Below are 25587 nucleotides of genomic sequence, written 5' to 3'. Positions count from 1 at the left end.
ATTGTAAATCTTATGCTTTCTGTAAATCCCTACCACCTTGGCGATTTGGAATTTAGACTATGGACTGTAGGCTCTCTTAACGTTAAAGTTTTTCAGGTTGAGTCCTTGGGGGTTGCGGTGCGTCTGTTTACAACCATTGCAGGGTTACGCTGCTATTTAGACTTGCACCGAACTGGTCAACACCTGTCGGGGGAATCGGTTATTTATGAAGCCTCTCCCCTTGGCCCTGTTCCAGAAGTTGGTCTGGTGCCTACCATGGGGGCACTGCATGTCGGGCATCTGAGCCTGATTCAACGAGCCCGTCGGGAAAACAAAATTGTTGTTGTCAGCATCTTTGTGAATCCGCTTCAGTTTGGACCGAATGAAGACTTTCAGCGCTATCCACGATCGCGTGAACAGGATCTAGCTATGTGCGAACAGGCTGGTGTGGATGTGGTGTTCGCTCCCAGCCCAGAAGAGATGGGAGTCGGAGGCCGGGAGTCGAGGGCCGGGAGCCGGGAGGTCACTCAGGATTTGGAATTCAAACCTCAAACCTCAAACCTCATCCCCCCCCACCCCCCTACTCCTCTACCCCACACTCAGATTGTTCCTCCAGAACCCATGATTTCTGTTCTTTGTGGTCGGACTCGGCTGAATCATTTCCAGGGTGTGGCAACGATTGTGATGAAGCTGTTAAACCTGGTGCAGCCTGATCGTGCTTATTTTGGGCAAAAGGACGCCCAGCAATTAGCGATTATTCAACAGATGGTGGAAGACTTGAATATCCCGGTCGAAATTGTTTCCTGTACAACGGTGAGAGAGAAGAGTGGATTAGCCATGAGTTCCCGTAATCAGTATTTATCAGCCGGGGAGCGAGAACAGGCGGCGGTTCTTTACCGTGGGCTGAAACAGGCAGAGCAGGCATTTCAGGCTGGAGAACGATCACGCCAGGTACTGATCAGCACCGTGAAGGCAGAATTGGAAACCGTACCGGCAATCGCACCGGAGTATATTGAACTGGTTCACCCCACAACTCTGGCTCCACTGGAAATGGTAGAAGATTCAGGGCTGCTGGCGATCGCGGCGCGACTGGGTGCTACACGTCTGATTGATAACATCCTTCTCTACAATCGCAAACCGATTGTGGCGATCGATGGTCCCGCTGGAGCCGGAAAATCTACCGTTGCCCGTAGAGTGGCAGAAGCGCTCAGCCTCCTCTATCTCGATACCGGAGCGATGTATCGTGCCCTTACCTGGCTGGTGTTGCAATCCGGCGTTGCAGTTGACGATGAACCTGGCGTTGCGGAATTGGTTAGCCAGTGCCAGATTGAGGTGAGGGGTGAGGAGAGAGGAGAGAGGAGTGAATATGCCCCTCACCCCTTACCCCAGATTCTTGTCAATGGTCAGGATGTCACCCAAGAGATCCGCAGTCTTGAGGTGACTTCACAGGTTTCTGCGATCGCGGCTCAACCCGCCGTCCGGGAGGAACTGGTGAAACAGCAGCGTCGCTATGGGAAAAATGGTGGCATTGTGATTGAAGGTCGGGATATTGGCACCCACGTCTTCCCCGATGCGGAAGTGAAGATTTACCTGACGGCTTCTGTTCAGGAGCGGGCTCGCCGTCGCCAGCAGGATTTGAAAAATCAGGGTAAAGGCGAAGTCAGCCTGGATGAGTTAGAACAATCCATCTTTGAGCGCGATCGCAAAGATAGCACTCGTGCCCTGGCTCCACTCAGGAAAGCAGCAGATGCTGTCGAGATCCAAAGCGATGACCTGACGATTGATGAAGTCGTTGACCGCATTGTTCAGTTGTACAGAGAGCGGTCAAAACGAAGGAAGTGATTACCGTAATCGAAATCCTCTTGCCTAAAAACATGCGTACTGGGGAGGGGCGGACAGTCTATGAGCGTAAACGCCAGAAAATTTTGGGGTCTTCAATACCTTTCAACCTTACCCGCCTGGACATCGTTTAAACCCATCCCCTTAGCCAATAAACACCGATGCCAACGTATTCCTTGATGGCGCGGGTTGTGCGTAGCAGCCGGTCAGCATCGGGGAGAAGATTAAGAATGACAGCCTCTGTGCTACTGGCCAGTTCCGATGTCTCTTGCTGAGAGGCCAGAAAATCGGTGGGAGCAGCGATCGCATCGATTCCCAGTTTCTTAAAAATCATCAGCGATCGGGGCATGTGCATGGCAGAGGTAACTAGCAAAATCTGGCGAATTCCTTTTGACTCCATAATTTGCTTCACATTCACCGCATTCTCACGGGTGTTGCGCGAGGTCGGATCTTGCAGAATGGCCGATTCCGGTACGCCCATTCCCTTCACCAGTTCTGCCATATCCATCGATTCCGACGGACCGCCCCCCCGCCAATCAATCCGACCGCCGCTCAGAATCATAAGGGGGGCTTTGCCATCCCGGTAAAGCCTGGCTGCATACAGGACGCGATCGCCCTCTTCACTGACTTCCACCCAGGGACGGGGCGGAGATTGGGGTTTTGTTGCCCCACCCAGGACGACAATGGCCTCTGCCCTGGGAACTTCTGCTACTGGCAGGTGCTGGAATTCGAGCGATCGCACCAGCCAACTACTCACCCAACCATTACTTCCCCCCAACAGAATGACCAACCCCAGCAAAATAGGAATCACGGCCAGGCGGGGATGTTTCCAAATGACAACCAGTGCCAGAATGAACAGTAAGCACGCCAGCCCCAGGGGATAGAGAAAGAGGGGGAGAAGTTTTGAGAGGAAAAGAAACATAGTAGTCTGCCAAGCAGATTTTGAAAGGTTTGCAACCCTTCAAAACCCCCTTAAATTGGTTTTTTCAGGTTTAGATACCAGGCCAAATTCCTTTGGTGAACCAATAGTTTAGGAGCTGGAAGTTAAGAATGGCGAATTAAGAGTTCAATCTTCCAACTCATAACTCATAACTTCTCAAACCACTGGCAAAATCATCCCTTCCCTTGCCAGGATACTGTTTGGAAACACAGCCTGTACCTGGGCTTCTACCTCATCTAAAAAGTCATCCGTATGATTGGGGTCATGGTGGAAGATGACAGCCTTCCTGACCCTGGCTGCCTTCGCTAACTTCACCGCTTCCTGCCAGGTGGAGTGTCCCCAGCCAACTTTAGGAGACTTGGGATCGTGATACTCTTCATCGGTGTAGCAGGCATCGTAAATCAGGATGTTGGCGTCACGGGCAAGATGCAGCAGGTTTTCATCCATGCGATCGGGGAAGTGTTCCGTATCGGTGGCATAAACAACGGTACGCCCCTGCCAGGTAACCCGGTAGCCCATGGCGGTGTTCGGGTGGTTGAGCGGGCCCGTTTCGATGGTGATGTCATCAATATTCATGACATCGCCGGGGAACAAATCGTAAAATTTAAGGTCAGATTGCATAACCTGCATCGGAACCGGGAAGTTGGGATGCAGCATCTGGTCATGCAAGCGCTGCTTCATCGTTGCCCCATTGGGGGCGATCGCCCCATAGATATGGAAACAGTTCCCTCGAATAAATGCCGGTTTGAAGAAAGGGAAGCCCTGAATATGATCCCAGTGAGAGTGGGTGAAAAACATGTAGGCTTCAATCGGCAGGTGCTTCATCAGATGCTCACCCAGAACCCGCAAACCCGTACCGCCATCGAAGATCAGCCGTTTCCCTGCTACCCGCATCTCAACACAGGAGGTATTGCCGCCGTAGCGCACCGTTTCGCTGCTGGGAGCCGGTATACTGCCGCGCACGCCCCAAAATTGGACGACAAAATCGGGGGGGTGGCTCATCTCTTCGGTTCCTCCATATTCACCCCCTGTATTTGGTGCAGGTGAGTCAAGCTTTGACATTGTTGGTCAGGTGTTCTTCTGTTAAGAGGTCTGTATACTGCCGAACTTCTATTAGACGGTTGTGGCTGTCTACCAAAACAACGCTTGGAGAATGGGTTGCCAGCTCCTGGGGCGAAAGCTGAGCATAGGTCATAATGATGACGCGATCGCCAGGCATTCCTAAACGGGCAGCCGCCCCATTTAGCTCAACGGCCCCTGAACCCGCAGGGGCCGCGATCGCGTAGGTAATTAAACGCTCACCATTCGCCACGTTCACAACCTGAACTTGCTCGTAGGGAAGAATTCCCGCCGCGTTTAATATCGTCTCATCAATACTTATGCTACCCACATAGTTTAGGTTGGCAGCAGTCAGCGTGCAATTATGTATTTTGGAGAGTAGGAGCGTTCGCTGCATAGTAGAAAGGGTTTCGGTCAAGAGATGCACAAGCCTGGCTGTTGGATTCGTCTATCGGTGTGTTGACGCAACTTGCTATTTTGTGTATACCAGCTTTGTTGGAACAGTCAGGAATTGTGATTAATTTATGAAAGAATAAGAAACTCCTTCATAACCAATTTATCGAGTTGAGGCTGAAAACGGAAAAAACAGTGTGTCCGTAGCCATAAGCCGATGGCAAAGTCCAACAGATGGCTAACTACGGACACACAAGCGAGAAATGTCAATCAAGCTGACAGCGCTAGTTCCAGCTTATTTACTGCCTGCTTTGATACATTTCTCTACCAGGGGCATAACCTGATCTACATCTTTCCAGCCTAAGATTTCAGTTACTTTCTTCTCCAGGTTCTTGTAAGACCGAAAGAATTCCGCAATTTCATCCAGCCGGTGAGGGGCAACATCAGACAGGTTCTTAACCTGGGTGTACCGGGGGTCTTTGTCGGGAACACAAAAGATTTTCTCATCGCGATCGCCCCCATCAATCATCTCCAGCATGCCGATGGGACGAGCTGCAATGATGCATCCGGGAAAGGTGGGCTGATCCATCAACACCATGCCATCTAAAGGATCACCGTCATCTGCCAGCGTGTTGGGCACAAAGCCGTAGTCATAGGGATATTGCACAGAGGAATAGAGAACGCGATCGAGGGCAAATGCGTTCAGATCTTTGTCGAACTCATACTTATTTTTACTCCCGGCAGGGATCTCGATCAGGACATTTATCAAACCGGGTTTGGGTTGGGCAGGAATACGGGTTAAGTCCACAGACAGTTCTCCAAACTAGCGAGGGATTCGGGGACAGGGGAAATAGCCACCTCTGCTCCCCGAATAGCATTTTACGGGAAGACGGAATCAAGCGGTGTTTTGCCGCAGCCACTGGGACCGACGAATGAAACGAATTCCCCTCAGCAATTGAGAAGGTGATCTCATCAATAATTCGTCGAACTCCACCTTCAACTGGATATTCCAGCCCAATTCGATCAAATTCCAAAATGGAAGGCTTCTCGACTTCAACTGTTCTATCCAGTGATTGCGGTTGAACCATGACCGTTGTTCTCCTTACTCAAACTGCACAGAAATAAAACAAGTAAATATATCGGAAGGAACAACCTCACTTAAAAAACTCGCGAATGATACTGAGTAATTCAGTTACCAGCCTGGACTTGTGGAATCCAAAAATATTTTTGGGGGTGGAGGGGGTGAAACCCCCTGCCTGGGGGCACAGCCCCCACTCTCCCGTTTACAAATTAATGATGACTACCTACTTACATCAAGAAAGCAATATATTCGTGTTGTGCTCTGTGGTGTGAGGATGATGAAAATCAATTCTGGAATAGCAAACTTGCTCAAGGCATTTCTGGTTGCACCTCCAATGGCAGTTGTCTGTTTATGCCTATCGACAAAAGAATTAGCTTTAGACACTGAAACAATCGATTCAGACCCCCTCAATTCCATTGCGGTTTCAAGCCTGAGTAGCGAAGAGGACTATGCGACCGAGAGCATGCTGCAACTAACATCGGTTTCTCAATTAACGGATGTCAGACCAACGGATTGAGCATTGCAGGCATTGCAATTTTATTTATTAGAATTAGAGAATCTTGATAATTTACGGATGTCAGACCAACGGATTGGGCATTCCAGGCATTGCAATCTCTAGTTGAGCGGTATGGTTGCATTGTTAGGTTATCCTGACAAAAACCTATCGGGGAAACCGGGCCCTCAGTCGTTATGAATTTGCTGCCGGTTTGAGTGCCCGCTGCGTCCGCCGACAATCATGCGTTTACTCTTGCCCTCCAAAGCACCCGTCGATTGTAACACCCTGACCCCAATGTCCCCTGACTCTCCCCAATCTTCCTCACGCCGAAGCTTCCTCCGTATTGCTGGGATGACTGGAGCGGGCTGGCTTCTGGGCACCTCCGGGCTGACCTTACTGGAAAATCCGATTGGTAAGATCTTCACGCCCTTGAATGACCGATTGGACGCATTGCTGCTGAATCCCCAGAAACCTGTGCCGGAATTTTCAATCCGCGAGATCGAGCCGGATGCGTTAATAGTGAATACCTTCCGATTTACACCCACGATTGATCCGGAGACGTTTCGGCTGGTTGTGGGTGGAGAAGTTCACAATCCGCTTCAGCTCGACCTGAAATTCGTCCAGAGCATGCCCTTCACTTCAATGGTGATTCGCCATGTGTGTGTGGAAGGGTGGGCGGCGATCGTCCAGTGGGGAGGGGTACCCATGCGAGAAATTATTCGTCTGGCGCAACCCAGGAATGGAGTCCGCTATGTCTACTTTGAGTCGGCAGATGGCTACTACGAAAGCTGGGACCTGGCCTCTGTAATGCATCCTCAGACACTGCTGGCCTATCAGAAAAATGGGGAGCCTTTGCCAGTTGAAAACGGGGCTCCCCTGAGGCTGGCAGCACCGATTAAGCTGGGTTACAAGCAGAGCAAGTGGGTAACTCGAATCATGCTGACCAGCCGGCTATTGCCCCAAGTCGGTTACTGGGAAGACCAGGGGTACGAGTGGTTCGCAGGACTGTAAGCAGGACTACCCGACTAAACCAGCCCGCAGAGCCCGAACGGCAGCCTGAGTGCGGTCATCAGCACAGAGCTTGTTGAGGATGTTGCGGACATGGGTTTTGACTGTGCCGACGGTGATATAGAGCTTTTCAGCGATCGCCGCGTTGCTGTGCCCATCCACAATCAATTGCAACACTTCCAACTCCCGTTCAGTCAAGGGGTAAGCCTCCAGCATCTGGCTATACTCTGGTTCAGCTGCGCTGATGGTAACCGTATCTGCCTCCACGTGATCGCTAGGAGTTGACTGACGAGCTTGTTGAAGGACAATTTTGGCGATCGCCGGGTCAATCCAGGAGTTGCCCTCGCTGGTCACTCTCAAAGCTTCTGCCAGACTATCCAGGCTCACATCCTTCATACAGTAAGAATCCGCTCCGGCAGCAAATGCCGCCATGACGACCTCTTCACTGTCCTGCAAAGTCAGGATCAGCACCTTTGTCGCTGTCTTTGCTGGGTCATCAGCCTCTGCCTGAAATTTTCTGAAGCGACGAGTTAACTCCACCCCATCCATATCAGGCAGACCAATATCGACGATCGCAACATTCGGCGTTGTTGTTTCCAGCAATTTCAATCCGTCTGTTGCATTCGCTGCTTCGCCAATCACCTGGAACCCTTCTCTTTGTTGGAGGGCCGTTCGCATTCCAACCCGGGTCAGGTCGTGGTCTTCAATTATAGCGATGCGAATATCTTCCATAAACTGGATTCCTCAGATCCAAAAACTTGCAGAGTCAGGGCACGCCATATTGAAATTCTAGTAAGCATAAACCTATTTAGTTTTTGCTTATAGCCATACCTGAATTTTTTGCTGATATAGAAAATCTCAGACATCCATCTTTATGGCATCTATCCCAAGTTAGGGGCTAAATTATCTACCTGTAGCGGGATAGAAACTTTTAACCACAGGGAGTAAGCGCGGGGGAGAGGGAAGCAAGAAGAAGAGAAGACGAAAGGGGAAGGGAGTGTGTAAATAATAGAGTGATGGAGTGAAGAAGTGAGGGGGAGGGAAATACCTTATTACTTCATTACTCGACTACTCGATTACTCCTTCACACCCCTACCCTCCCACTCATTCGCCCATCCACTCAGCCACTCATCCAGCTCTCAACCTCTTACCATTTACTGTCGCAGCTTTTGGGACCAGACACGAGTGGGCAGCCCCCAAACGTAGATGAAACCCTCGGCGGCTTTGTGATCAAAGGTATCTTCTGCACCATAGGTTGCCAGATCGGGTGTGTAAATGGAGTAGGCAGATTTGCGCCCAACCACGATCGCATGCCCTTTGAATAACTTCAGGCGAACAGTTCCAGAAACACGCTCCTGGCTCTTTTTCACAAACCCATCCAGGGCATCTCTCAGCGGGCTGTACCAGAGACCGTTGTAGATAATCTGGGAATAGGTTTCTTCGATGCCACGTTTGTAATGGAGTAAATCGGCTGTCAGGGTCAAGCTCTCCAAGTCGCGGTGGGCCTGAATCAGGACTGATAAGGCGGGTGTTTCGTAGACCTCCCGTGACTTGATGCCAACCAGGCGGTTCTCAATCATGTCAATGCGACCGACGCTGTGTCTTCCAGCGATTTCGTTCAGTTCGGTGATGAGGGCAACGGGATTCAGGGTTTTGCCGTTGAGGGTTGTAGGAATTCCCTGTTCAAAGCCAATTTCCACGTATTCGGGCTGGTCGGGGGTCTGGGCGATCGCAGCCGTCATCTCATACACTTCTTCAGGCGGTTCTGTCCAGGGGTCTTCCAGAGGGCCAGCCTCAATTGCCCTGCCCAACAAGTTCTTATCAATGCTGTAGGGAGAAGACTTTTTGACAGGAGCCGGAATCCCAAATCGCTCACCGTAGGCAATGGTTTCCTCCCGACTCATGCCCCACTCCCGGGCCGGAGCCAGCACTTTTAGATTTGGATTGAGGGCAGAAATGGAAACGTCAAACCGCACCTGGTCATTTCCCTTGCCGGTGCAGCCGTGGGCTACGGCATCGGCACCATACTCCTCAGCTGCCTCAACCAACAGCTTGGCAATCAGGGGACGAGCCAGCGCAGTTGAGAGGGGATATTGATTTTCATAAAGAGCATTGGCCTGAATAGCAGGGAAGGCATAGTCCTTTACAAAGCTTTCTGTTGCATCAATAACCAGCGAAACTTCGGCTCCCGATTTCAAAGCCTTTTCCTTAACGGGGCCCAGTTCGGCTCCTTGTCCCAGATCGGCGGCTAGGGTGATGACCTCCTCCACTCCCCATTCGTGCTTGAGATAAGGGATACAGACAGATGTATCCACTCCGCCAGAGTATGCCAGTACAACTTTTTTGGCGCGTCCCATGACTTTTTCGGTCCTGTCAAAACAACTGAATCCTCATTATGCAGCGAACGATCGCCAATTCTTGTCAGAGAGCGTACAGAACCGAAGTCTTACAATGGTTTTCCCGTTAAGTTAGCACCGTTGTAAAGAGGCTAGGGGCTGGAGGTTAGGGGTGAAGTGGATTATTTGAAAACGACCTTTAATTTAGTTTGAGACTTCTGCCATCTCAACCACATTACCTGCATAGTCCTTGACGAGAAAGTTGAGCGGCTTTTCACGTAAAATTTTGTACTTCATACCTCGCATCTGGATCCTCAACAGAATTTGCTCCAGGCAATCCCGGTCAAAGCAAACATGCCTCTGGCGATTTTTCTCGCCCAGGCTGGCGCCGGAGATGACGTGGAGTTGGCTGTTCTTCTTTAGCTTGTACCAGAGGCCATCGGAGGTATTGGCCGCTCCAATCGTTGAACGACTAACGGCGGGTGAGGCATAGAGGGGGTCAATCGCCGCTGTCCCTAGGCTCTGTTCATAGTTGTAGTAATAGTGCAGAGGGACATCTGCTACGGGCAGTTCTAGCTCGCCTTCGTAGAGCTGGCGGGCAAGCTCCATATCTGACACCATGACGGTATAAACTTTGGGCGCACTGGTCAGAAACATCCACATAGCAACGGCATAAGCGCCCAGCAACATCACCATGATTCCCTGGGTCGAGAATAGGGAATCCAGTCCTGGAATAAATGCGCCAAAAAGCGAGGATGAGGTCAGGAGAGTCATGCCGCTGAAATTAAACATTTGTCGATGAGTCGTTAGGATGAATGGCTACCAATAGGAATGAGTATATGGCAGAGCAATATTGTTAAGCACTTTAGCCTATTCTATCAAGAGGGTTTTGGAGAAGAGGGATTAGTGAAGAGATAGTAAAGGCGTTTCGTTACCATTTTTTGAAGAAATCGTACCAATTTAGGAAAACCGCCTATATATTTTTTTTAAAGGTCATTCTTTCCTGAAAACCCTACGCTGGTGACTGGCTGTGTCAATCCCACCATTTCCTGCGATTCCAACGTTTCCTGAATGCAATCATCCGATTGTAAAGTCACTGGTTCACTACAGCGATCAGGAGCTATTGACGCTGTTTCAGCGCCACCCCGATGCAGGGCAATATTTTGCCGCTATCTTCTGCCGCTATAGCCCGATGATTTATACTCTGATCCGGCATTCGGCGCGATCGCCCGTCCAGGCAGATTACCTGTTCGCCACCACCTGGCGGCATATCTTTCATGAACTGGGTGGTTTGGATTTGCGCCGTGGTGAAAGTGCCGGAATGACGCTTCAGAGCTGGCTGCTAAATGTAACTGCAATTTGCATCAATCGCTCAGAGTTACCCCCAGTTGAGGCGATTCATTATGACCTGAAGGCGGCTTCTCCACCCCTCTGGTGCTACATTGAGCGGGCTCTCGACCAGCTTCCGCCCACCCTGCGACTGATTGTTTTGATGGCCCAAACCTTTAACTGGAGTGAGACTCGCATCTCGGCTTATCTGCGGGCTGAGGGTGAGGTGATGCCGCCTGCGGAGGTGAGAGCCCAACTTCAGGAGGGCTATCGCCAGCTAGAAGCGGCGTTGCCAGAGGATGTGCGCACAATTTACCTGTTCACTGGTTTGGGTGGGGCAGATCGACATCTGGATGCGGATGCCGCAAATCGGGTATAGGAAGAGTGGGAGGAGGGTGGGGAGTTTTGAGTTCTAAGTTTTGAGTTTTGAGTTCGGCTAGAGGCAATAGGGTAAGGTGTGAGTGCGATGGATCGGCAAAGTGGGGAAAGGTCGTATTGGCGGCGGGGGTTGATTGGGCATCGGTTGTGGGCGATCGCTCTTGGGATTGCTGTGTTACCACCCTTTGCAACAGGGACTGCCCTGGGTTGGAGCAGTCCGGTAATGGCATCTGATCTCAATCAGCAACTCACCATTCGGCTCAACAATGGCACCTACGGGCGATCGCGCAGTACGGCTGACCAACTGTTGCAGGTAGGCAAGACTCTGGAGATGGATGGGCGGCTCCAGGAGGCGGTCAAGTCCTGGCAGACGGCACTGGCAATTTACCAGGGCCTGGGTGATCAGGAAGCTGAAACCGTCGCCTACAGTTACCTAGCCTCTGCCTACGGCAAATTGGGGCAATATCCGGCATTGGAAGATGTACTACGGCGGCAGTTAGCCCTTGTCCGCGATCGCCAGGACTTCGAAACTCAAATTTATGTTCTCAACAATCTGGGTCGAAGTCTTTACCCACGGGGCGGCACGGAAGGCGCAGAACAACTATTTGTGGAAGCGTTGACGATCTCCAATAGCATTTATAGCCTCGACGGACAGGCGCTTTCTCACGATAGCCTTGGCTTACTGGCCTTCAGCACTGGTAATCACGATCGCGCCGTAGCTGAGTTTGAGCAGTCCTTGCTTGCCAGCCGCAAAGCGGCCAATACCCATGCCCAGGCAACCACGCTCAACAATCTGGGGGATGTGTACCGGGTGACCGGACGCTACCCGGAGTCAATGAAGTACTATGCACTGGCATTTCGGCTGGCGGATATAAACCGCGATCGCCCCAACCAGTACCGGGCAATTGACGGTATGGTAACCGCCTTTAACATCTCTGGCTCCTACCAGCAATCCGTTGAGATGCTGAACAAACGCCTGGAGATTGCACAGTTTCAGGAAAACCTGCGTCAGGAGCTGACCTCGCTACATGCCCTTGCCCAACTTTACCAGCGGGCGGGCGACTACCCAAACGCAAAGGCAACCTATGAGCGGGCGATCGCTGTGGCTCGCGACCTGCAAGACATTGACCAGGAAACTATATTAATCGAGCGGTTGGTCAGTCTCACAGAAGATGGTGACAAGTGATTTTCAGAACGCGAACGGCACTCTGTTCTTAGGAAATTCTCTGGAATGGCTGCCCACTCTTGCCGATGAGTCCATTGATCTTGTTTTTGCAGACCCCCCCTACAATCTGAAAAAGGCGGAGTGGGATACCTTTGAGTCTCAAGAAGACTACATCCACTGGTCCATGCAGTGGATTCAGGAAGCGGCCAGAGTTTTAAAGCCTACTGGATCGCTTTACATTATGGGCTTTTCAGAAATTCTGGCAGATCTCAAGCATCCCTCCTGCCGCTACTTCAAGGAATGCCGCTGGCTCATCTGGCACTACAAAAATAAAGCTAATCTGGGCAACGACTGGGGTCGTTCCCACGAGAGCATCCTGCACCTGCGTAAAACGGCTCATACCAAAATCAACATCGATCGCGTCCGTATTCCCTACAGCAACCATACCCTCCGCTATCCCGCCCATCCCCAGGCTGCCACCAGCCAATATGGCAACGGCAAACAGCGGGAAAACTGGACTCCCCATCCCAATGGAGCCAAACCTAAAGATGTGATTGAGATCCCCACCACCTGCAACGGAATGCAGGAAAAAACCCGACACCCCACCCAAAAACCCGAAGAACTGATCCGACGGTTAGTGTTTGCCGCTGCCGATCGAGGGGATACGGTTTTAGATCCCTTTTCTGGTTCTGGCACGACCCTGGTGGTGGCGGAACAATCTGGCCGCAGGTGGCTGGGCTGCGAAATCAACCCGGAATACAACCAGTGGGCCATTCAACGCATCCAGGCTACTCCCCATCTCAGCGACGAGAAGTGGGGACTCATTGATCGCAAAAACGAAGAGCGCCGTAGACGTATCCGGTAACCATTTGTCTACCGCAACCTGCGGCTGACCCGTTCGCGATCGCCCACAGACGTTCCCCTGGTGGAAAAGCCACGGCTGGGAAAGTCGCTTTCGTCGTAGATCTCTCCCACCAATTCCTCTAGGATATCTTCCAGCGTCACCAGACCTACTGTTCCGCCATACTCATCCACCACGATCGCAATATGAATGCGCCGCTGCAACATTTCCTTTAGCAAATCTGCCACCTGCTTGGTATCGGGTACGTACACCGGCGGATCCATTGCTTCAGTAACCAGTCCGGTGGTTTTACCCTCATTTTTCAAGTGATATAGCTGCTGAAGGGCACGCTTCAGGTGAACAATCCCCACAATTTCATCCTTGGACTCTTCCTGCACCGGAATTCGGGAATAGCCCGTCTCCAGGCATAGGTCAATCAGTTCTTGCAGGGTTGCCTCGCGCGAAATGGTTCGCATCTCAATCCGGGGCTTCACCACTTCCCTGGCACTGAGTTTATCCAGCATCAATGCTTTGTTCAGCAACTGGTGCTTATCCAGGTCGAGGTGCCCCTTCCCACCCAAGATTTCAATCAACAACTGCAAGTCCTTGACCGATTCATCCTGCTGCACCACCCCACTCTGAAAGGTACGAATCGCCGATTGAGTAATCTTTTCAAAGAGCCAGATCACCCCGATCGCTGAAAGAATCTGGGACAGCAGGTAAATGGGGCGTACCACCAACCGGAATAGCGGCATTGCATTATTAATGGCCAGCGACTTTGGCACAATTTCCCCAAACGTGAGGGTGAGAAACGTGATCACAAACGTGGCAATTCCCAGCGCCTGATTACCACCAAACCAAAACGAGAACAGGTTGCCAGTCAAAATGCTGGAAAAGTTGTTGACCAGGGTATTACCCACCAGCAGAGTAGTAATGAACCTACGTCGATTGTTAAGCGCCAGAGTAAAAATTCGGGTTGGGTCCCCCTGTTCCTTGATCAATGCTTTGAGTTTCAAGTTATCCAGTGCGGTAATTGCCGTCTCTGACCCAGAGAAAAAGGCCGAAAGTGCCAGCATCAGAACCAGCACTGTAACATCGAGCGCAACATCTCCAAATAGCGGGCGCGAACCGACATCCGTAGCAGCCAACAAGAGAGAGGGTATGGGTAAATTCACAAGATGCCCTGAGGCGACGGAAAGTTCAACTAAATTTAACAGTTATTTGTTGATGATAACTTTCCTGCCCTGCGGCTTTCATTAGATTTTCTAAATCATTGCCTCTCGTAGGGTCGGTGATAGGTAATAAGTTGGAAGGAAAGTTATTAGTTGTTATATAGCGATAGCCACCAGGTTTAAGATGGGGTGCAGGGGGGGTGGAACCCCTGGCTGGGGCGCAACCCCCACACCCCCTTAAAACCAAAGTCCTAAGCAACCTGGTGACAGCTATACCTATCACTTTATTAAGTGCTACACATTCAACCCCTCCCATTCTCCCCATGCCAGGGGGAGGTGCTATAGGCGGTGGAATTTTGATCGGTAGCCTTGATTGAGAAAACTGGTATTAGTTGCTGGGGAGGAGTGGGGAGTAGGGTAAAGGAGTGATGAGGCAGGGAGTTTTGAGCGCTGAGTGCTGAGAACTAGGGACTGAGAACTGACCGCTACCCCCTCTACTCCCGACTCCCTTCCTGCCTCGGTTCTATTTTTCAATCAGATAATAGAAAGCGTTGGGGCGTAAATCGAACTGGGCTGCATTTCCCACATTGGTAACTGAATAACCATTGGCATCTAGAGCCTTCACGGTCAAACTTCCGGCGTCGTTTCGCTTAAGAGAAATCCGTCCAGAAAGATTGCGTACCAGAATGGGGGGATTGCCCACGCTCTCAATCGTTTTCTGGGATGAGCCAGTTGTTCTCCAGCCAAAGTTCTGTTCCTCAGACATGACCTGGAGCAACATCCGACGGGATTGGGTAATGGGTTGGTCATCCAGGGCAACCAGAAGGATGGTGCCGTAGTCCAGACCTGAATTGAGCGTGATATCACTCAGTTGCAGACTACCTGCCTGTTTCAAGAAACCTGTCGCCCCTTGAGCCTGGGGAGCGTTGACTGTGACCAGTCCTTTGCGGTAGTCCCAGGAAAGCTGTCCGGTAGAGCTGCGCACCGTCTTGGCTTTGCGGTCGATGAAACTGGATAGCTCAACCTGACTGGCGGAGGCTTTGTCTTTCGAGAAGCGGAGATTGACTTTTCCAACCAGAAAGGCGAGGGGATCAATGCTACTGGCGCGATCGCTCTGCAACACCTGTCCCGCTGGAATATCCTTTGCCCGAAACTCATCCAGATTTTGGGGAGCCGTGACAGGAGCCCCTCGCAAGGCGTAGAGGTCATCCAGCTTGAGGGTGACATCGATTACATCCCTGCCCTCCGCTAACAAACCTTTGCGATACATCCAGGCAAGGGCTGGAAACTGACCCAGAGTGACGGGTGAGGCGATCGCAAATTTGCCCAGAGAGGCATCCCAGGAGTAGCCCATGACAAAGAAGAAGAACCCATCTGAGCCTTGCAACAAACCGTAGGCAGAGGCCAGCAGCGGAAAATCAGCCCGGAAACGGTTGGGCATGTTGGCGTTGATTTCGGTGATGATTGAAGGCATCCCGTTGTAGCGGATGTCCATAATCGGCAGGCTGAAGTTATGCTCCTGCTCCCTGTCAAAGGACGTAAACAAGAGGGCAGAACGGTCATAGTAAGTATCACCCCGACTCAGAGCATAGGCGGATCGCTCCCCCTTATGGGGCGAGCCAAAATAGCCGTGACGGTCCATCAAGTCAGCAACCGTGTTGCTGTATTTATCCAGGGGACCCAGGATGTGGGAATCTGCCGTAACCCAGTTAGAGGCATAAATCAACCCCTGATATTTGAAGTCTTGCCGCAGGCGACGGCTGGCTTCCTGGAAAAACTGCTTCTGGCTCTCGGTCAAAAACGTGGCGGTGTCCTGCGCTCGCAGCGAATCCGGGTTAGAAAACACGTCGTAGAGTTTCAGAAAACTGATCCGACCCGACTGAGGTTGATCGGCCTGGGGAGGTTTGGGATTGTTTTTTCCTGGTGAAGTTGACCAGGTGCGGAGAGCCTGATCGAGGGAACCATACTTATCGGTCAACCAGGTGCCAAACTGCTTTTCCAGAATTTCCATCTGTGCCTCTGGAATGGTTTTGTAGGGCTCAAAGGTCCAGAACAGGTAGGAGTCTTCGTTGACCAGCTCTACCATGGCGACGGCTGGATCAGCGGCCAGGGTTTGACCTGTGTAGGGGTTGACTTTTGTTAGGAGCGAGCGCCACCAATCGTAGTAAATCTTTTGAAAGTCCTGGTTGAAAAACAGCAGTGAGAAGGGGTGCTGTTTGCTATACCCCGCAAAGCCATCAGCCTGATCCAGCTCCAGCCAGAGGGGAAAGTAGATCGATAAACAGGTATAAATGCCTTCCTGCTTCATTGCGGCGACAAACGCAAACAATCGGTCAATGTCGGCTGGATCAATTTTGCGAAAATCCTTTGACCAGATTTCCCCATGCAAGCGCACCATATTCACTCCCCGCTTTGCCAGCGAGCGAGCCATATACTCCATCAGCGTCCTGTCCATCTGGATGCTTTGCATGGAGGTGTTTACTGCCCAAAAGCGGACAGGTTGTCCATTTCTTTCGTGGACAAATTTTTCTCCCTTTACCCGGATGCGTCCGTTTTCTCCAGCAAAGGATTCGTTTAGCGATCGCAAATCCAAGGCGCTGGCCTGAAAGGAATCCACCTCCGGGTCAAAAATGAACCAGCCGGAAAGGTTTTTTGCGGCATAACGCTGATCAGGTTTGAGCTTGCCACGGGGTTGAAACAGCGTTTTGGTCAGCATAAAACAGTCAAACGCAGCAGCCCCCTTATCCCGCGTCAACTCAACCCGGAATCGATGGCTTCCTGCCGCGAGCTCCACCTTTCCCAGGCTAACCCAGTTTGCCCCCACAAACTGGCGCATAGCAACCTCATCCATCAGGTAAGGTTTTGCCCCTACCTCTTGCCAGGGTTGGTCATCCCAACGCCAGCGGAATGGACCATGCTGCCAGAATTTGCGACTGTAGAAGAAATAGGAGCCTGCGCTGGGAACCTGGACAGTGTACTCCAGAAAAGGGGGGGCATCATATTGACCGTCTATCCCAATCCATTGCCCCGCTGACAGCACCTCCGACTCCTTCTCATTGGCAGGAGAAAAGGGATTGCGATCGGGGGAAGGAAAGTTCGTTTTTGTTGGAGTTTCTGCTTCCCACCAGATGAAAGGAGCAGAGGACTGAACCTGGCGTGACGTTAAAACAGCAGACACAGGTTCTAACTCGGCAGTCACACCGTCTGGTATTGAACGATCTGCATGACAGGAGACAAGACAGATTAACGTCAGCAGCACTGTGGCGAGAAAGCGAAGCATGGGAGAGGCAAGAGAGACGACATCACGCTCCAATCTAGCCCATCATCTACCATCCTTCAGCAATGCCTTCATTCTTTAACGTCCTGGATATTTGGACAAATGGTTTGGGAAATGAGGTGGGCGGGAGGGCTCTCCTGCCAACCCGACAGCAAGCCCTGAAGTTCAGAGCGAAGAGTTTCCAGGGCTTCAATTTGTTGAGTAATAGCAGTTAATTTGTCTTGAAGATGCTGCTTGACTTCGCCGCAGGGCAACTGTCCCTGGTCATGGACATTCAAAATGTTCCTGATTTCATCCAGAGTCAGCCCCAGGGACTGTGCTCGTTTAATAAATGCCAGCCGATTGATGATTTGCCCATCAAACAGACGGTAGCCTGCCTGCGATCGCTCCACCATTGGAGCCAGCAACCCAATCTCTTCGTAGTAGCGCACCGTTTTTACAGGTAACCCACTCAGGCTGGCGACCTCTCCAATTTTTAGCAGTGATTTAGTAACCGGTAAATTCATTGCCCAAGAACAGTTCTATAAACCTAAACCTTTTGGTTCTCCCGGCTTGCCGGCGAAAGAGTAACTTACGCTACTCTTTCGCCCCAAACAAAACTCATGGAATATTGATTTTGTTTTGGTGATAAGCTTCGCTTATCACCAAACTCCCAGGAGAGCCAACCTTTTGAGAGGAGTGAGGGGTGAATAGATGAATAGGGACTAGCAGTCTGCCAGGCAGATTTTAAAGGGTTTGCAACCCTTCAAAACCCCCTAAATTGGTTTTTCCGGGTTTAGATAACCAGGCAAAGTTCCTTTGGTGAACCACTAGAGCCCTCTGGGGGGAGATTTTTTGGAAGCCGTTAATGTGGGTAAGCTGGGACGCGAAGATTGAGGCGGAAGAATATGGGCTGGGTGATCACCCACTGGCTCAGTCGCACTACGGCGTTGAACTTGCCACAGGCGAAGCGCGATCGCTGTACCTACCGTTCCCAGTCCAACCGCTAGCAAAGACCAGTGTCCACTCAACCCGCCTATCGCCGCATCCACAACTCCAACCGTTGCCACGAAACCAACAATGGGTTCCTTGCGATAAATTGACCTCAAAAAGCGTGACCACAAAACATTCATAAATGAGTGCCCTATGCCTCCTATCCCAATTTTAGAGCGTTCACTCAAACATTCTGCGATGTCAGGCTCTGACATCCCTCTAATCCCAACTCAGGATTTTTCCGATAAGCGTCTTCGGGTACCCAAACACTAATTTTGCGGTCAGGCGATATGAGGTAAAGATATTCCACCTGCGGGTCATAACGTACCCCCACCCGTAAATTTGAAAAGTCGTCTTCACAAATCTCAAACCCAAATCGAACAACTATCTGAGCTAGCAGGCATTCAGGAGTATCACTGGTTTCTCCTAAGGCATCTCGTTCTTGCCAGAATTTGTTCAGAAACCGTTTAAGAGTGGGCAGGATTTTATCAGGAGTGCCGCCCCGACTGGCAAAGATAATGGCGGGGTTACCCGCAACAATAATGTGACAAGAGTGAGCCATTTTGTTGGAAAGCGAATGTGAATAGATGTTTTACTCACCCTGGCTGGTGGTCTGTCAAGACTTATCTTTTGAGTTTTCAACTCACCAAATAGCCACTCTGACTCAATCCAGGACACAAAATGAAGACTGACAAACCACTAGTAAGTAGGTAGGTGGAATCAAATGTAGGATGGGTTAGCGATAGCGTAACCCATGCGGGCGTTGGGTTTCGTGCCTCAACCCAACCTACGCAGGTCTTATAACCTACACAGGTCTTATATAATTAGTCCCACCTGCTCACAGCAAAACGAAAGTTTTGTTGGGGTGCAGGAGTTTTGTTGGGGTGCAGGGGTGGAACCCTCGCTTGGGAGCGAAGCCCCCCAAACCCGCATATTGCAAAATTTAGTGTTTGCAACACTAGAGATAAGGAGCAGCAAGGGGGAGTGGCAGCAGAGTCAGATGTTCATAACAATTAATCGCTCTCCGCTCTTTTCATTCCTAATGAGCAAGTTTCTTCTTAAAGTCTAATCGACGAATGAACCTCAAAATGCGCATTATCACGGTTTTAGCGGAAGTCCCTTCTATGGAAGATAGACATAAAGAAAGTTAACTTTCTTTGAGGTTTTTTAAGAACTCAATTTTCCTTCCTGTTTGAGGCGCCTATGCTATCCCCGACTTTCCCCCAGTCTGCCGAAAAATCTCTCACCTTAGAGCCTAAGGTTCTGGAATCCCGTGAGCAGTATTGCTGTTGCCATATTCAATTGCCAGGGGATGAACAGCGGACTGCTGCCATCCGGGTTTCGGGGAAATATTACAGTCTGGTCAAAGTCGTTAAGGAGTACCCGCAAGCGATTGAAATTTGTCGTCGTTTGCTAGCAAAGGGAAGAGAAACTCTGATTACTAAAATCGCCAAAGGGAATGCTATTTGGATGTTTGAGCCAGACGCTTCATTCGATGTATTAGCTCATGCAGATTTTCGGCCTATCCAATCCTCCTTTCCTGCCCCCACCTGCAAGATTTTGGGAACACAACCTCGCTATCAGCTTTGCCAAATCTATTTGCCTGACCTGGATGACCGGATAGAAGCCATTCTGCTTGATGGTAAGTACTACGGACTTTTTAAGGTTGTAGAGACTCGCCAGCAGGCACTGGAGCTTGCCGCCAGGTTGGGGCGCAGGGGCGATGAAACGGTGATTACCCAAACGGAGCAGGGCAAGGATGCGATCTGGGTACTGGAGCCCGATGCTCGGTTAGCGCACTTAGAAGACGAGGCGGGGTGAAGGGGTAGGAGGCAGAAGCCAGGAGCCAGGAGGTAGGAGTCAGGAGTCAGGGGAAAGCGGTGGATGGGTGGATGGGTTGGGATGACTGTTACCGTCCAACTTGATCGTTACGTCCACCACTTTTCTACTTGAAATAAAACAGGAGACAGGAGCGATCGCCCCTGTCTCCTCAGTTCAGAAGCCCATTTTGGATTAGCAGCAACTTAACCCAGGTCTTTCTCGCTCAGTTCGCGAGTCATGTAATCGAAGGGTTGATCCACGATACCCTCAGCGTTAATGCCCGCGTCTGCAACTAATTCCTTCACAATATCTTTCATGATCTGGATGCCAAAAACGGTAGGACCAATGGGTACCCCTAGAGAATTATAGGTTTCGCGCAACCCTTCTAGAACCCGTTCATCAAGAACGTCCGTATCTCCAGCTACCAGAGCGTAGCTTGCGTAGCGAAGGTAGTAGTCCATATCTCGCAGGCAAGCGGCATAACGTCGAGTTGTGTAGGCATAGCCACCTGGACGAATCAGCTCAGGTTGTTCTTCAAATAGCTGTAAGCCTGCCCGTTTCACGATGTCTGCAGCATTAGCATTGATAATTGCAGCCGCTTGAACCCGGGCCATGCCTGAATTGAAATAGGACTTCAGGCTATCCATCGCATCACGATCCAGGTAGCGACCTGTAACGTCGTAGTTTCTAATCAGGCTTGTTACTGCATCCCGCATGGAACTCTTCTCCCACTCGTCCTCATTAAATAGGTTTATCTATTTCTGCTGATCTGTAGGCGAAGCCAAATCGCAGGGCCGGGAATCTGTCGCCTCCAGTCGCAAGAGTCAGTTTACCACGTAGTGATGGATGGATTACGGCTTTTGCCACCTTAACTATGGTTAAGTCTAATCAAGCGGAGGGAAAATTTGTAATCTTTGATACAAAATGTGCCTAGGTCAATCTCTAGGATGATTCAGATACAACCAGGCTACAACTCTCAGGAGTATTTTTACTGAGGTGGTTATTTCCTCAACAAAGGTGCCCAAAAGGGTTGGAAGGCTCAGGGAAAGATTCTTTTGTCTCACCACCTGTTATTTAGCTTTGAGACCGTACAGCACAAGGAGTAATTCATGGCAACCCCGCAGGAAATTTTGGAATGGATCAAAAGAGATAACATCCAGATGATCGATCTGAAGTTTATTGATATGCCGGGCATCTGGCAGCATCTGACGTTGTACCACAACCAGATCGACGAAAGCAGCTTTACCAGTGGTGTCCCCTTTGATGGTTCCAGTATCCGGGGTTGGAAAGCCATCAACGAATCGGACATGGCGATGGTTCCCGATCCCGATACGGCCTGGATCGATCCATTCATGGAAGAGCCCACTTTAAGCATGATTTGCACCATCAAGGAACCCCGGACTGGTGAACTTTACAGCCGCTGTCCGCGGGCGATCGCTCAAAAAGCGCTTGAATACCTGGCATCTACTGGGATTGGAGACACCGCTTACTTTGGGCCTGAAGCTGAATTCTTTGTATTTGAAGATGTTCGCTTTGACCAGACTCAGAACTCTGGTTACTACTACGTAGACACTGTCGAAGGACGCTGGAACTCTGGTAAGGAAGAGCCCGGTGGCAACCTGGGTTACAAGCCCCGCTACAAAGAGGGCTATTTCCCTGTTGCACCCACTGATACGTTGCAAGATATCCGGACTGAGATGTTACTGACCATGGCGAAGTGCGGTGTGCCTATCGAAAAGCACCACCACGAAGTCGCCACGGGTGGACAGTGCGAGTTGGGTTTTCGCTTTGCTGAACTGGTCAAAGCGGCTGACTACCTGATGACCTATAAGTACTGTATTAAAAACACTGCGAAGAAGTATGGCAAGAGCGTGACCTTCATGCCCAAGCCCGTTTTTAACGATAATGGTTCTGGAATGCACTGCCACCAGTCCATCTGGTCTAATGGTCAGCCCACATTCTTTGGAGATGGCTATGCCAACCTGAGTGAAACCGCGCTGCACTATATCGGTGGATTGCTCAAGCATGCTCCGGCACTGCTGGCATTCACCAACCCCACCACCAACTCCTACAAGCGGTTGGTACCCGGTTTTGAGGCTCCGGTAAACCTGGCTTACTCCCAGGGCAACCGTTCCGCCTCGGTGCGCATTCCTCTGTCGGGTAGCAATCCCAAAGCCAAGCGGCTAGAGTTCCGCTGTCCCGATGCATCTTGTAATCCCTATCTGGCTTTTGCTGCGATGCTGTGTGCAGGTATTGATGGGATCAAAAATAAGATCGATCCGGGTGATCCGCTGGATGTGGACATTTACGATCTCAGCCCAGAGGAGTTGGCAAAGGTGCCGTCCACTCCCGGTTCACTGATGGATGCCCTCAAAAATCTGGAAGCGGATCACGAATTTCTCACGGCTGGTGGGGTCTTTACCGAAGATTTCATCAATACCTGGATCAGCTACAAGCTTGACAACGAAGTGATTCCTATGAGCATTCGTCCTCATCCTTACGAATTTGCTCTTTACTATGATGTCTAAAAGTTAGCCCTTCTTAAGTTAAGTAGCTAGACGCAATTAAATTAAGGCTAATTTGGGAGGGGAAGGGGTGAAACTCCTTGTCTGGGGTCTGCGCTCCCACTCCCCATTTATAGTTAGTGATGATGGCTACCTACTTAGCGAATTAGCCGTCCAGCAATGGGCGGCTTTTGTCATGATCCGCCCCCGGAAACTGCGCTACCATTTAAAGGGTTTAGTTACAAAAAGACATATAAAGTTATGACGGTTGCTTACCCCCGCAAGTTTCAACAAAGTTTAGGCGCACGGGAGATTATGAGCCAGGTCGTGCGCGATCGCGAAATTCATTTAATCACTTTGAATCGCTACCGTTTCAGTGAACAGCGTAGCTGTAAAGATTTGACTGATTTGATTGAGCGACTGGATGGCACCCCCCCTGAACTGGTAAGGAATCTCTCTCGCCATGTTTCGGATGAAGCGCGCCATGCCATGTGGTTAACCGACCTGCTAGTGGATCTGGGAGCCAACATTGGTAAACCCCCCGGAGCACTTTATATTGACGAATTTGAACGCCTGCTTGATCAAGACTCCTTCAGTGAAAAGAACCTGGAAGACGGAATTATTGCCTCCCTGGCAGCCATTAATGTCACCGAAAAACGTGGCTGTGAGTATTTCTCTGCTCATATCTATGCTTTGAAGCAAGCCCCTCAAACGGAAGAAAACATTCGCATTCGTGAAACGATTGAGCGCATTTTCCCTGAAGAAGCTGGTCACGTTCGTTGGGGAAACCGTTGGCTGGCTCAACTCGCTGACAAGAGCCCAGAGCATCGGCAGAAGGTAGAAACCGCCAAGCGGAAGTATGCGGCGATCGAACAGGCCGCTTACGAAGCCGGGATGGATATCACTCTGGGTGCGGAACTGCGTCGAGTTAGTAAGTTATTGGATATTGCAGAAACCATGCCTTTATGGGAACGTCCCCAGTACCTGATTGAACGATTGCCTCAATCCCTCCTAGCACCTGACCTTCAGATTACTCGCTTCAACATTGCCCAACGTGCCTGGAACCGGGATCCAAAAGCATTTATGGAAAAATTTGTACCAATGTTTTTGAACGGGCTAAATCGTAATCGTAACAGTCTGGATAAGACGAAGAAGTCAGCGTAGTGAAAATGTGCTGAAAATAAAGAAATCAGGACACCCGGAGCGACATTCAAAAATCAGCGGTAGGTTAAACTCAGAGCAGCATGATGCTTTGCTGTTCGATTTTTATATTATTAGTGCTACTGAGCAGAGTTTCCTATGGCTATTCTTCAATCAAATCCAGACGGCGTTTCAAGTGGTGATGAGCTGGTTAGCAATCTAATCGAAGAAACGACGGTTAACAATCCGGTAGAAGTGATTGAAACGGTGATCGCTAGCCTGGACAGTGATCAAACAGCAATGGTTAACCGCAGTGAAGAAGGATATCTTTGGAAATTCAAGTACGGAACGGTTGAGGTACTTGTTCAACTGACTGGTCTGGCGGATGAGGATTCAATAACTGTCTGGTCGTCGGTCTTAAAACTGCCTGCCAAAAATGAGCCCCAGTTGATGCGAAAGCTTCTTGAGATGAATTGGGCAAGTACACTTGAAGCACGCTTCGCTATTTTGAACGGTGAAGTCGTCGTGGTTTCAACGCGATCGCTCACCGATGTTTCTCCTAGCGAAATTTCTCGCGCAATTACCATTGTTGCAACACTAGCTGATGATAACGACGAACTCCTGCAGGCTGAATTTGGAGCAACCTGATATAGCAGAAGGCAATGGGGTGAGGGTGGATGGGTGGATGAGTGATGGGGTAAAGATTCAGTTGTTGGTCGTTAGTTGTTAGAGAGGAGTGAGGGGGTTTGTCAAATTTTTTGTGGCAATCTTAAAGGGGGTCGAGGGAATCAGGGTTTCAAGGAGCCAGAGCCCCATTTCTAGAACAACCTCGAGTGAGGTGAAAACTCAAAACTCAAAATTCCCCACCCATCCACCCATCCACTCCCTCCCCCTCCCATGCAAACCTGGCGTCTAATTCCCCTACTGGAAACGTCGGGAGTGTTTCAGATGGCGCTAGATGCCTGGCTGTTGGCTCAGCATCAGCAAGGAAAACACCCATCCACCCTGCGCTTTTACACCTGGAACCCTCCCACCATTTCTTTGGGTTATCATCAACGCCGATGGCCTGAGCATTGGCAAAACCTGTCCTGGCAGGGACACCCTGTGGAATTGGTGCGACGACCGACGGGTGGACGGGCTGTGCTGCATTACGGAGATTTGACCTATGCTGTGATTACCTCAGGTTTGAGAGGTAACCGGATGCAGGTATACCAGACTCTCTGTGAGTTTTTACTGGAGGGGTGGCGATCGCTCGGTGTTGACCTCCACTACGGGCAGGCAGGACGTGGGTATATCCAAAATCCGAACTGTTTTGGTACAGCCACCAGTGCAGATCTGGTAATGAAAGACGGTGCAAAACTGATTGGCAGTGCCCAGGTGTACCAGAAGAATGCTGTTTTACAGCATGGTTCAATCCAGCTACAGCCCAGTTCAGACCTGTTTATGCAGGTATTTGGAGTCGAACCGCAGTTTCCCAATCTGCCTTTACAGCAAACGGGTAAAGCCCAAATTGAAACGGTCATCAATGCCCTGGTAGAAGCAGCTGGCAGGTGCTTTGCAGCAAGTTTCGAGGTGCAGCCCCTGTCTGAAGCAGAGTGGCAGGCTATCCTTTCTAAGGTGAAAGGAACTAGTGGTCTGTCAAGACTGTTTTAATGGGTTGAAAACCCTCAAAACACCTGAGAATTGGGTTTTGTAGATTTGAGTTATCCCTCAAATCTATCCTGACGGACTACTAGTAGCGCATCCAGCTTAATTTGTTGAGTAAGTCAATCGCTGAGTTTGCTTCTGAGACTGCTTTCACTAGATTTGATAAACCCAATGTTTTAGGCTTGCCGCGCTACTAGTAAGTAGCTAGGA

25 protein-coding genes and 1 pseudogene are annotated in these 25587 nt (G+C 50.4%); 13 read left to right on the top strand and 13 right to left on the bottom strand.

All coding sequences use genetic code 11. The features are described 5' to 3' along the window. Positions 1-12 precede the first annotated feature (12 nt). Complete coding sequence (locus tag P4D80_RS05490; RefSeq protein WP_421657921.1) at positions 13-1821, top strand: bifunctional pantoate--beta-alanine ligase/(d)CMP kinase; 1809 nt, start codon at positions 13-15, stop codon at positions 1819-1821. 32 nt (positions 1822-1853) lie between these two features. After that, positions 1854-1952, top strand: a complete 99-nt coding sequence (locus tag P4D80_RS05485; protein ID WP_421659489.1) for a hypothetical protein — start codon at positions 1854-1856, stop codon at positions 1950-1952. On the opposite strand, the gene P4D80_RS05480 is transcribed toward P4D80_RS05485, so the two are convergent. The 4 genes from P4D80_RS05480 to P4D80_RS05465 form a co-directional block, all read right to left on the bottom strand. Beyond that, positions 1949-2740, bottom strand: a complete 792-nt coding sequence (locus P4D80_RS05480) for a YdcF family protein (RefSeq protein WP_421657920.1) — start codon at positions 2738-2740, stop codon at positions 1949-1951. The genes P4D80_RS05485 and P4D80_RS05480 overlap by 4 nt on opposite strands. 174 nt (positions 2741-2914) lie before the next feature. Then, positions 2915-3760 (bottom strand): MBL fold metallo-hydrolase, encoded by an 846-nt coding sequence (locus P4D80_RS05475; protein WP_421659488.1) that lies wholly within the window; start codon positions 3758-3760, stop codon positions 2915-2917. 46 nt (positions 3761-3806) lie between these two features. Continuing rightward, positions 3807-4214, bottom strand: a complete 408-nt coding sequence (gene panD, locus P4D80_RS05470) for an aspartate 1-decarboxylase (RefSeq protein ID WP_421657918.1) — start codon at positions 4212-4214, stop codon at positions 3807-3809. A 291-nt stretch (positions 4215-4505) separates the two neighbouring features. Next, on the bottom strand, positions 4506-5018 hold the full coding sequence (locus tag P4D80_RS05465) for an inorganic diphosphatase (protein ID WP_421657917.1): 513 nt from the start codon (positions 5016-5018) through the stop codon (positions 4506-4508). A 547-nt stretch (positions 5019-5565) separates the two neighbouring features. Between P4D80_RS05465 and P4D80_RS05460 the strand changes: the two genes are divergently transcribed. From P4D80_RS05460 to P4D80_RS05450, 3 genes and pseudogenes are all read left to right on the top strand, one after another. Further along, complete coding sequence (locus P4D80_RS05460; RefSeq protein ID WP_421657916.1) at positions 5566-5808, top strand: hypothetical protein; 243 nt, start codon at positions 5566-5568, stop codon at positions 5806-5808. A 53-nt stretch (positions 5809-5861) separates the two neighbouring features. Then, positions 5862-6022, top strand: a pseudogene (locus P4D80_RS05455) (iron uptake porin); the annotation flags it as partial. Positions 6023-6081: 59 nt separating this feature from the next. Further along, a complete protein-coding gene (locus P4D80_RS05450) occupies positions 6082-6798 on the top strand; it encodes a molybdopterin-dependent oxidoreductase (protein WP_421657915.1) in 717 nt (238 codons plus the stop codon). Positions 6799-6804: 6 nt separating this feature from the next. Here the strand turns inward: P4D80_RS05450 and P4D80_RS05445 are convergent, their stop codons facing one another. The 3 genes from P4D80_RS05445 to P4D80_RS05435 form a co-directional block, all read right to left on the bottom strand. Next, on the bottom strand, positions 6805-7527 hold the full coding sequence (locus P4D80_RS05445) for a response regulator (protein ID WP_421657913.1): 723 nt from the start codon (positions 7525-7527) through the stop codon (positions 6805-6807). Between the two features lie 422 nt (positions 7528-7949). Continuing rightward, positions 7950-9152 carry an argininosuccinate synthase gene (locus P4D80_RS05440; protein WP_421657912.1) on the bottom strand — a complete coding sequence of 401 codons (1203 nt, stop codon included), beginning with the start codon at positions 9150-9152 and terminating at the stop codon, positions 7950-7952. Positions 9153-9335: 183 nt separating this feature from the next. Then, positions 9336-9905: a glyoxalase-like domain protein gene (locus tag P4D80_RS05435; protein ID WP_421657911.1), complete on the bottom strand. Its 570-nt coding sequence runs from the start codon at positions 9903-9905 to the stop codon at positions 9336-9338. A 256-nt stretch (positions 9906-10161) separates the two neighbouring features. Between P4D80_RS05435 and P4D80_RS05430 the strand changes: the two genes are divergently transcribed. The 3 genes from P4D80_RS05430 to P4D80_RS05420 all read left to right on the top strand — a co-directional run bounded on the left by P4D80_RS05430 (position 10162) and on the right by P4D80_RS05420 (position 12868). Next, positions 10162-10839, top strand: a complete 678-nt coding sequence (locus P4D80_RS05430; protein ID WP_421657910.1) for an RNA polymerase sigma factor — start codon at positions 10162-10164, stop codon at positions 10837-10839. 87 nt (positions 10840-10926) lie between these two features. Beyond that, the gene (locus tag P4D80_RS05425; protein ID WP_421657909.1) at positions 10927-12024 is read left to right on the top strand and encodes a tetratricopeptide repeat protein; all 1098 of its coding nucleotides are present in this window, start codon (positions 10927-10929) and stop codon (positions 12022-12024) included. Beyond that, positions 12011-12868: a DNA-methyltransferase gene (locus P4D80_RS05420; RefSeq protein WP_421657908.1), complete on the top strand. Its 858-nt coding sequence runs from the start codon at positions 12011-12013 to the stop codon at positions 12866-12868. The genes P4D80_RS05425 and P4D80_RS05420 overlap by 14 nt, the downstream gene beginning before the upstream one ends. Positions 12869-12876: 8 nt before the next feature. Here P4D80_RS05420 and P4D80_RS05415 read toward each other — a convergent pair whose 3' ends face one another. The 5 genes from P4D80_RS05415 to P4D80_RS05395 all read right to left on the bottom strand — a co-directional run bounded on the left by P4D80_RS05415 (position 12877) and on the right by P4D80_RS05395 (position 18827). Beyond that, a complete protein-coding gene (locus P4D80_RS05415) occupies positions 12877-14019 on the bottom strand; it encodes a hemolysin family protein (protein ID WP_421657907.1) in 1143 nt (380 codons plus the stop codon). 520 nt (positions 14020-14539) lie between these two features. Next, entirely contained in the window at positions 14540-17296 is a 2757-nt protein-coding gene (locus P4D80_RS05410) for a hypothetical protein (RefSeq protein ID WP_421657905.1), read from the bottom strand. A gap of 68 nt (positions 17297-17364) precedes the next feature. Next, on the bottom strand, positions 17365-17799 hold the full coding sequence (locus tag P4D80_RS05405) for a heavy metal-responsive transcriptional regulator (protein WP_421657903.1): 435 nt from the start codon (positions 17797-17799) through the stop codon (positions 17365-17367). A 303-nt stretch (positions 17800-18102) separates the two neighbouring features. Then, positions 18103-18405, bottom strand: coding sequence for a hypothetical protein (locus tag P4D80_RS05400; protein ID WP_421657902.1), 303 nt, complete (start codon positions 18403-18405; stop codon positions 18103-18105). 44 nt (positions 18406-18449) lie between these two features. Further along, a complete protein-coding gene (locus P4D80_RS05395) occupies positions 18450-18827 on the bottom strand; it encodes a histidine kinase (RefSeq protein ID WP_421657900.1) in 378 nt (125 codons plus the stop codon). A gap of 641 nt (positions 18828-19468) precedes the next feature. Between P4D80_RS05395 and P4D80_RS05390 the strand changes: the two genes are divergently transcribed. After that, positions 19469-20086 (top strand): hypothetical protein, encoded by a 618-nt coding sequence (locus tag P4D80_RS05390; RefSeq protein WP_421657898.1) that lies wholly within the window; start codon positions 19469-19471, stop codon positions 20084-20086. Between the two features lie 203 nt (positions 20087-20289). Here the strand turns inward: P4D80_RS05390 and apcB are convergent, their stop codons facing one another. Then, positions 20290-20802 carry an allophycocyanin subunit beta gene (apcB, locus tag P4D80_RS05385; protein WP_421657897.1) on the bottom strand — a complete coding sequence of 171 codons (513 nt, stop codon included), beginning with the start codon at positions 20800-20802 and terminating at the stop codon, positions 20290-20292. A gap of 393 nt (positions 20803-21195) precedes the next feature. Between apcB and glnA the strand changes: the two genes are divergently transcribed. The 4 genes from glnA to P4D80_RS05365 all read left to right on the top strand — a co-directional run bounded on the left by glnA (position 21196) and on the right by P4D80_RS05365 (position 25383). Next, positions 21196-22614: a type I glutamate--ammonia ligase gene (gene glnA / locus P4D80_RS05380; RefSeq protein ID WP_421657896.1), complete on the top strand. Its 1419-nt coding sequence runs from the start codon at positions 21196-21198 to the stop codon at positions 22612-22614. A 237-nt stretch (positions 22615-22851) separates the two neighbouring features. Further along, entirely contained in the window at positions 22852-23754 is a 903-nt protein-coding gene (locus P4D80_RS05375; RefSeq protein WP_421657895.1) for a ferritin-like domain-containing protein, read from the top strand. A gap of 135 nt (positions 23755-23889) precedes the next feature. Then, complete coding sequence (locus tag P4D80_RS05370; protein WP_421657894.1) at positions 23890-24378, top strand: YbjN domain-containing protein; 489 nt, start codon at positions 23890-23892, stop codon at positions 24376-24378. 249 nt (positions 24379-24627) lie between these two features. After that, positions 24628-25383 (top strand): lipoate--protein ligase family protein, encoded by a 756-nt coding sequence (locus P4D80_RS05365; protein WP_421657892.1) that lies wholly within the window; start codon positions 24628-24630, stop codon positions 25381-25383. The last annotated feature ends 204 nt before the right edge of the window (positions 25384-25587 follow it).

It is taken from the genome of Leptothermofonsia sp. ETS-13, from assembly GCF_049200465.1.
Classification (GTDB): domain Bacteria; phylum Cyanobacteriota; class Cyanobacteriia; order Leptolyngbyales; family Leptolyngbyaceae; genus Leptothermofonsia.
Note: the sequence above shows the minus strand (reverse complement) of the source record. Positions and strands in the feature narration are given on the sequence as shown.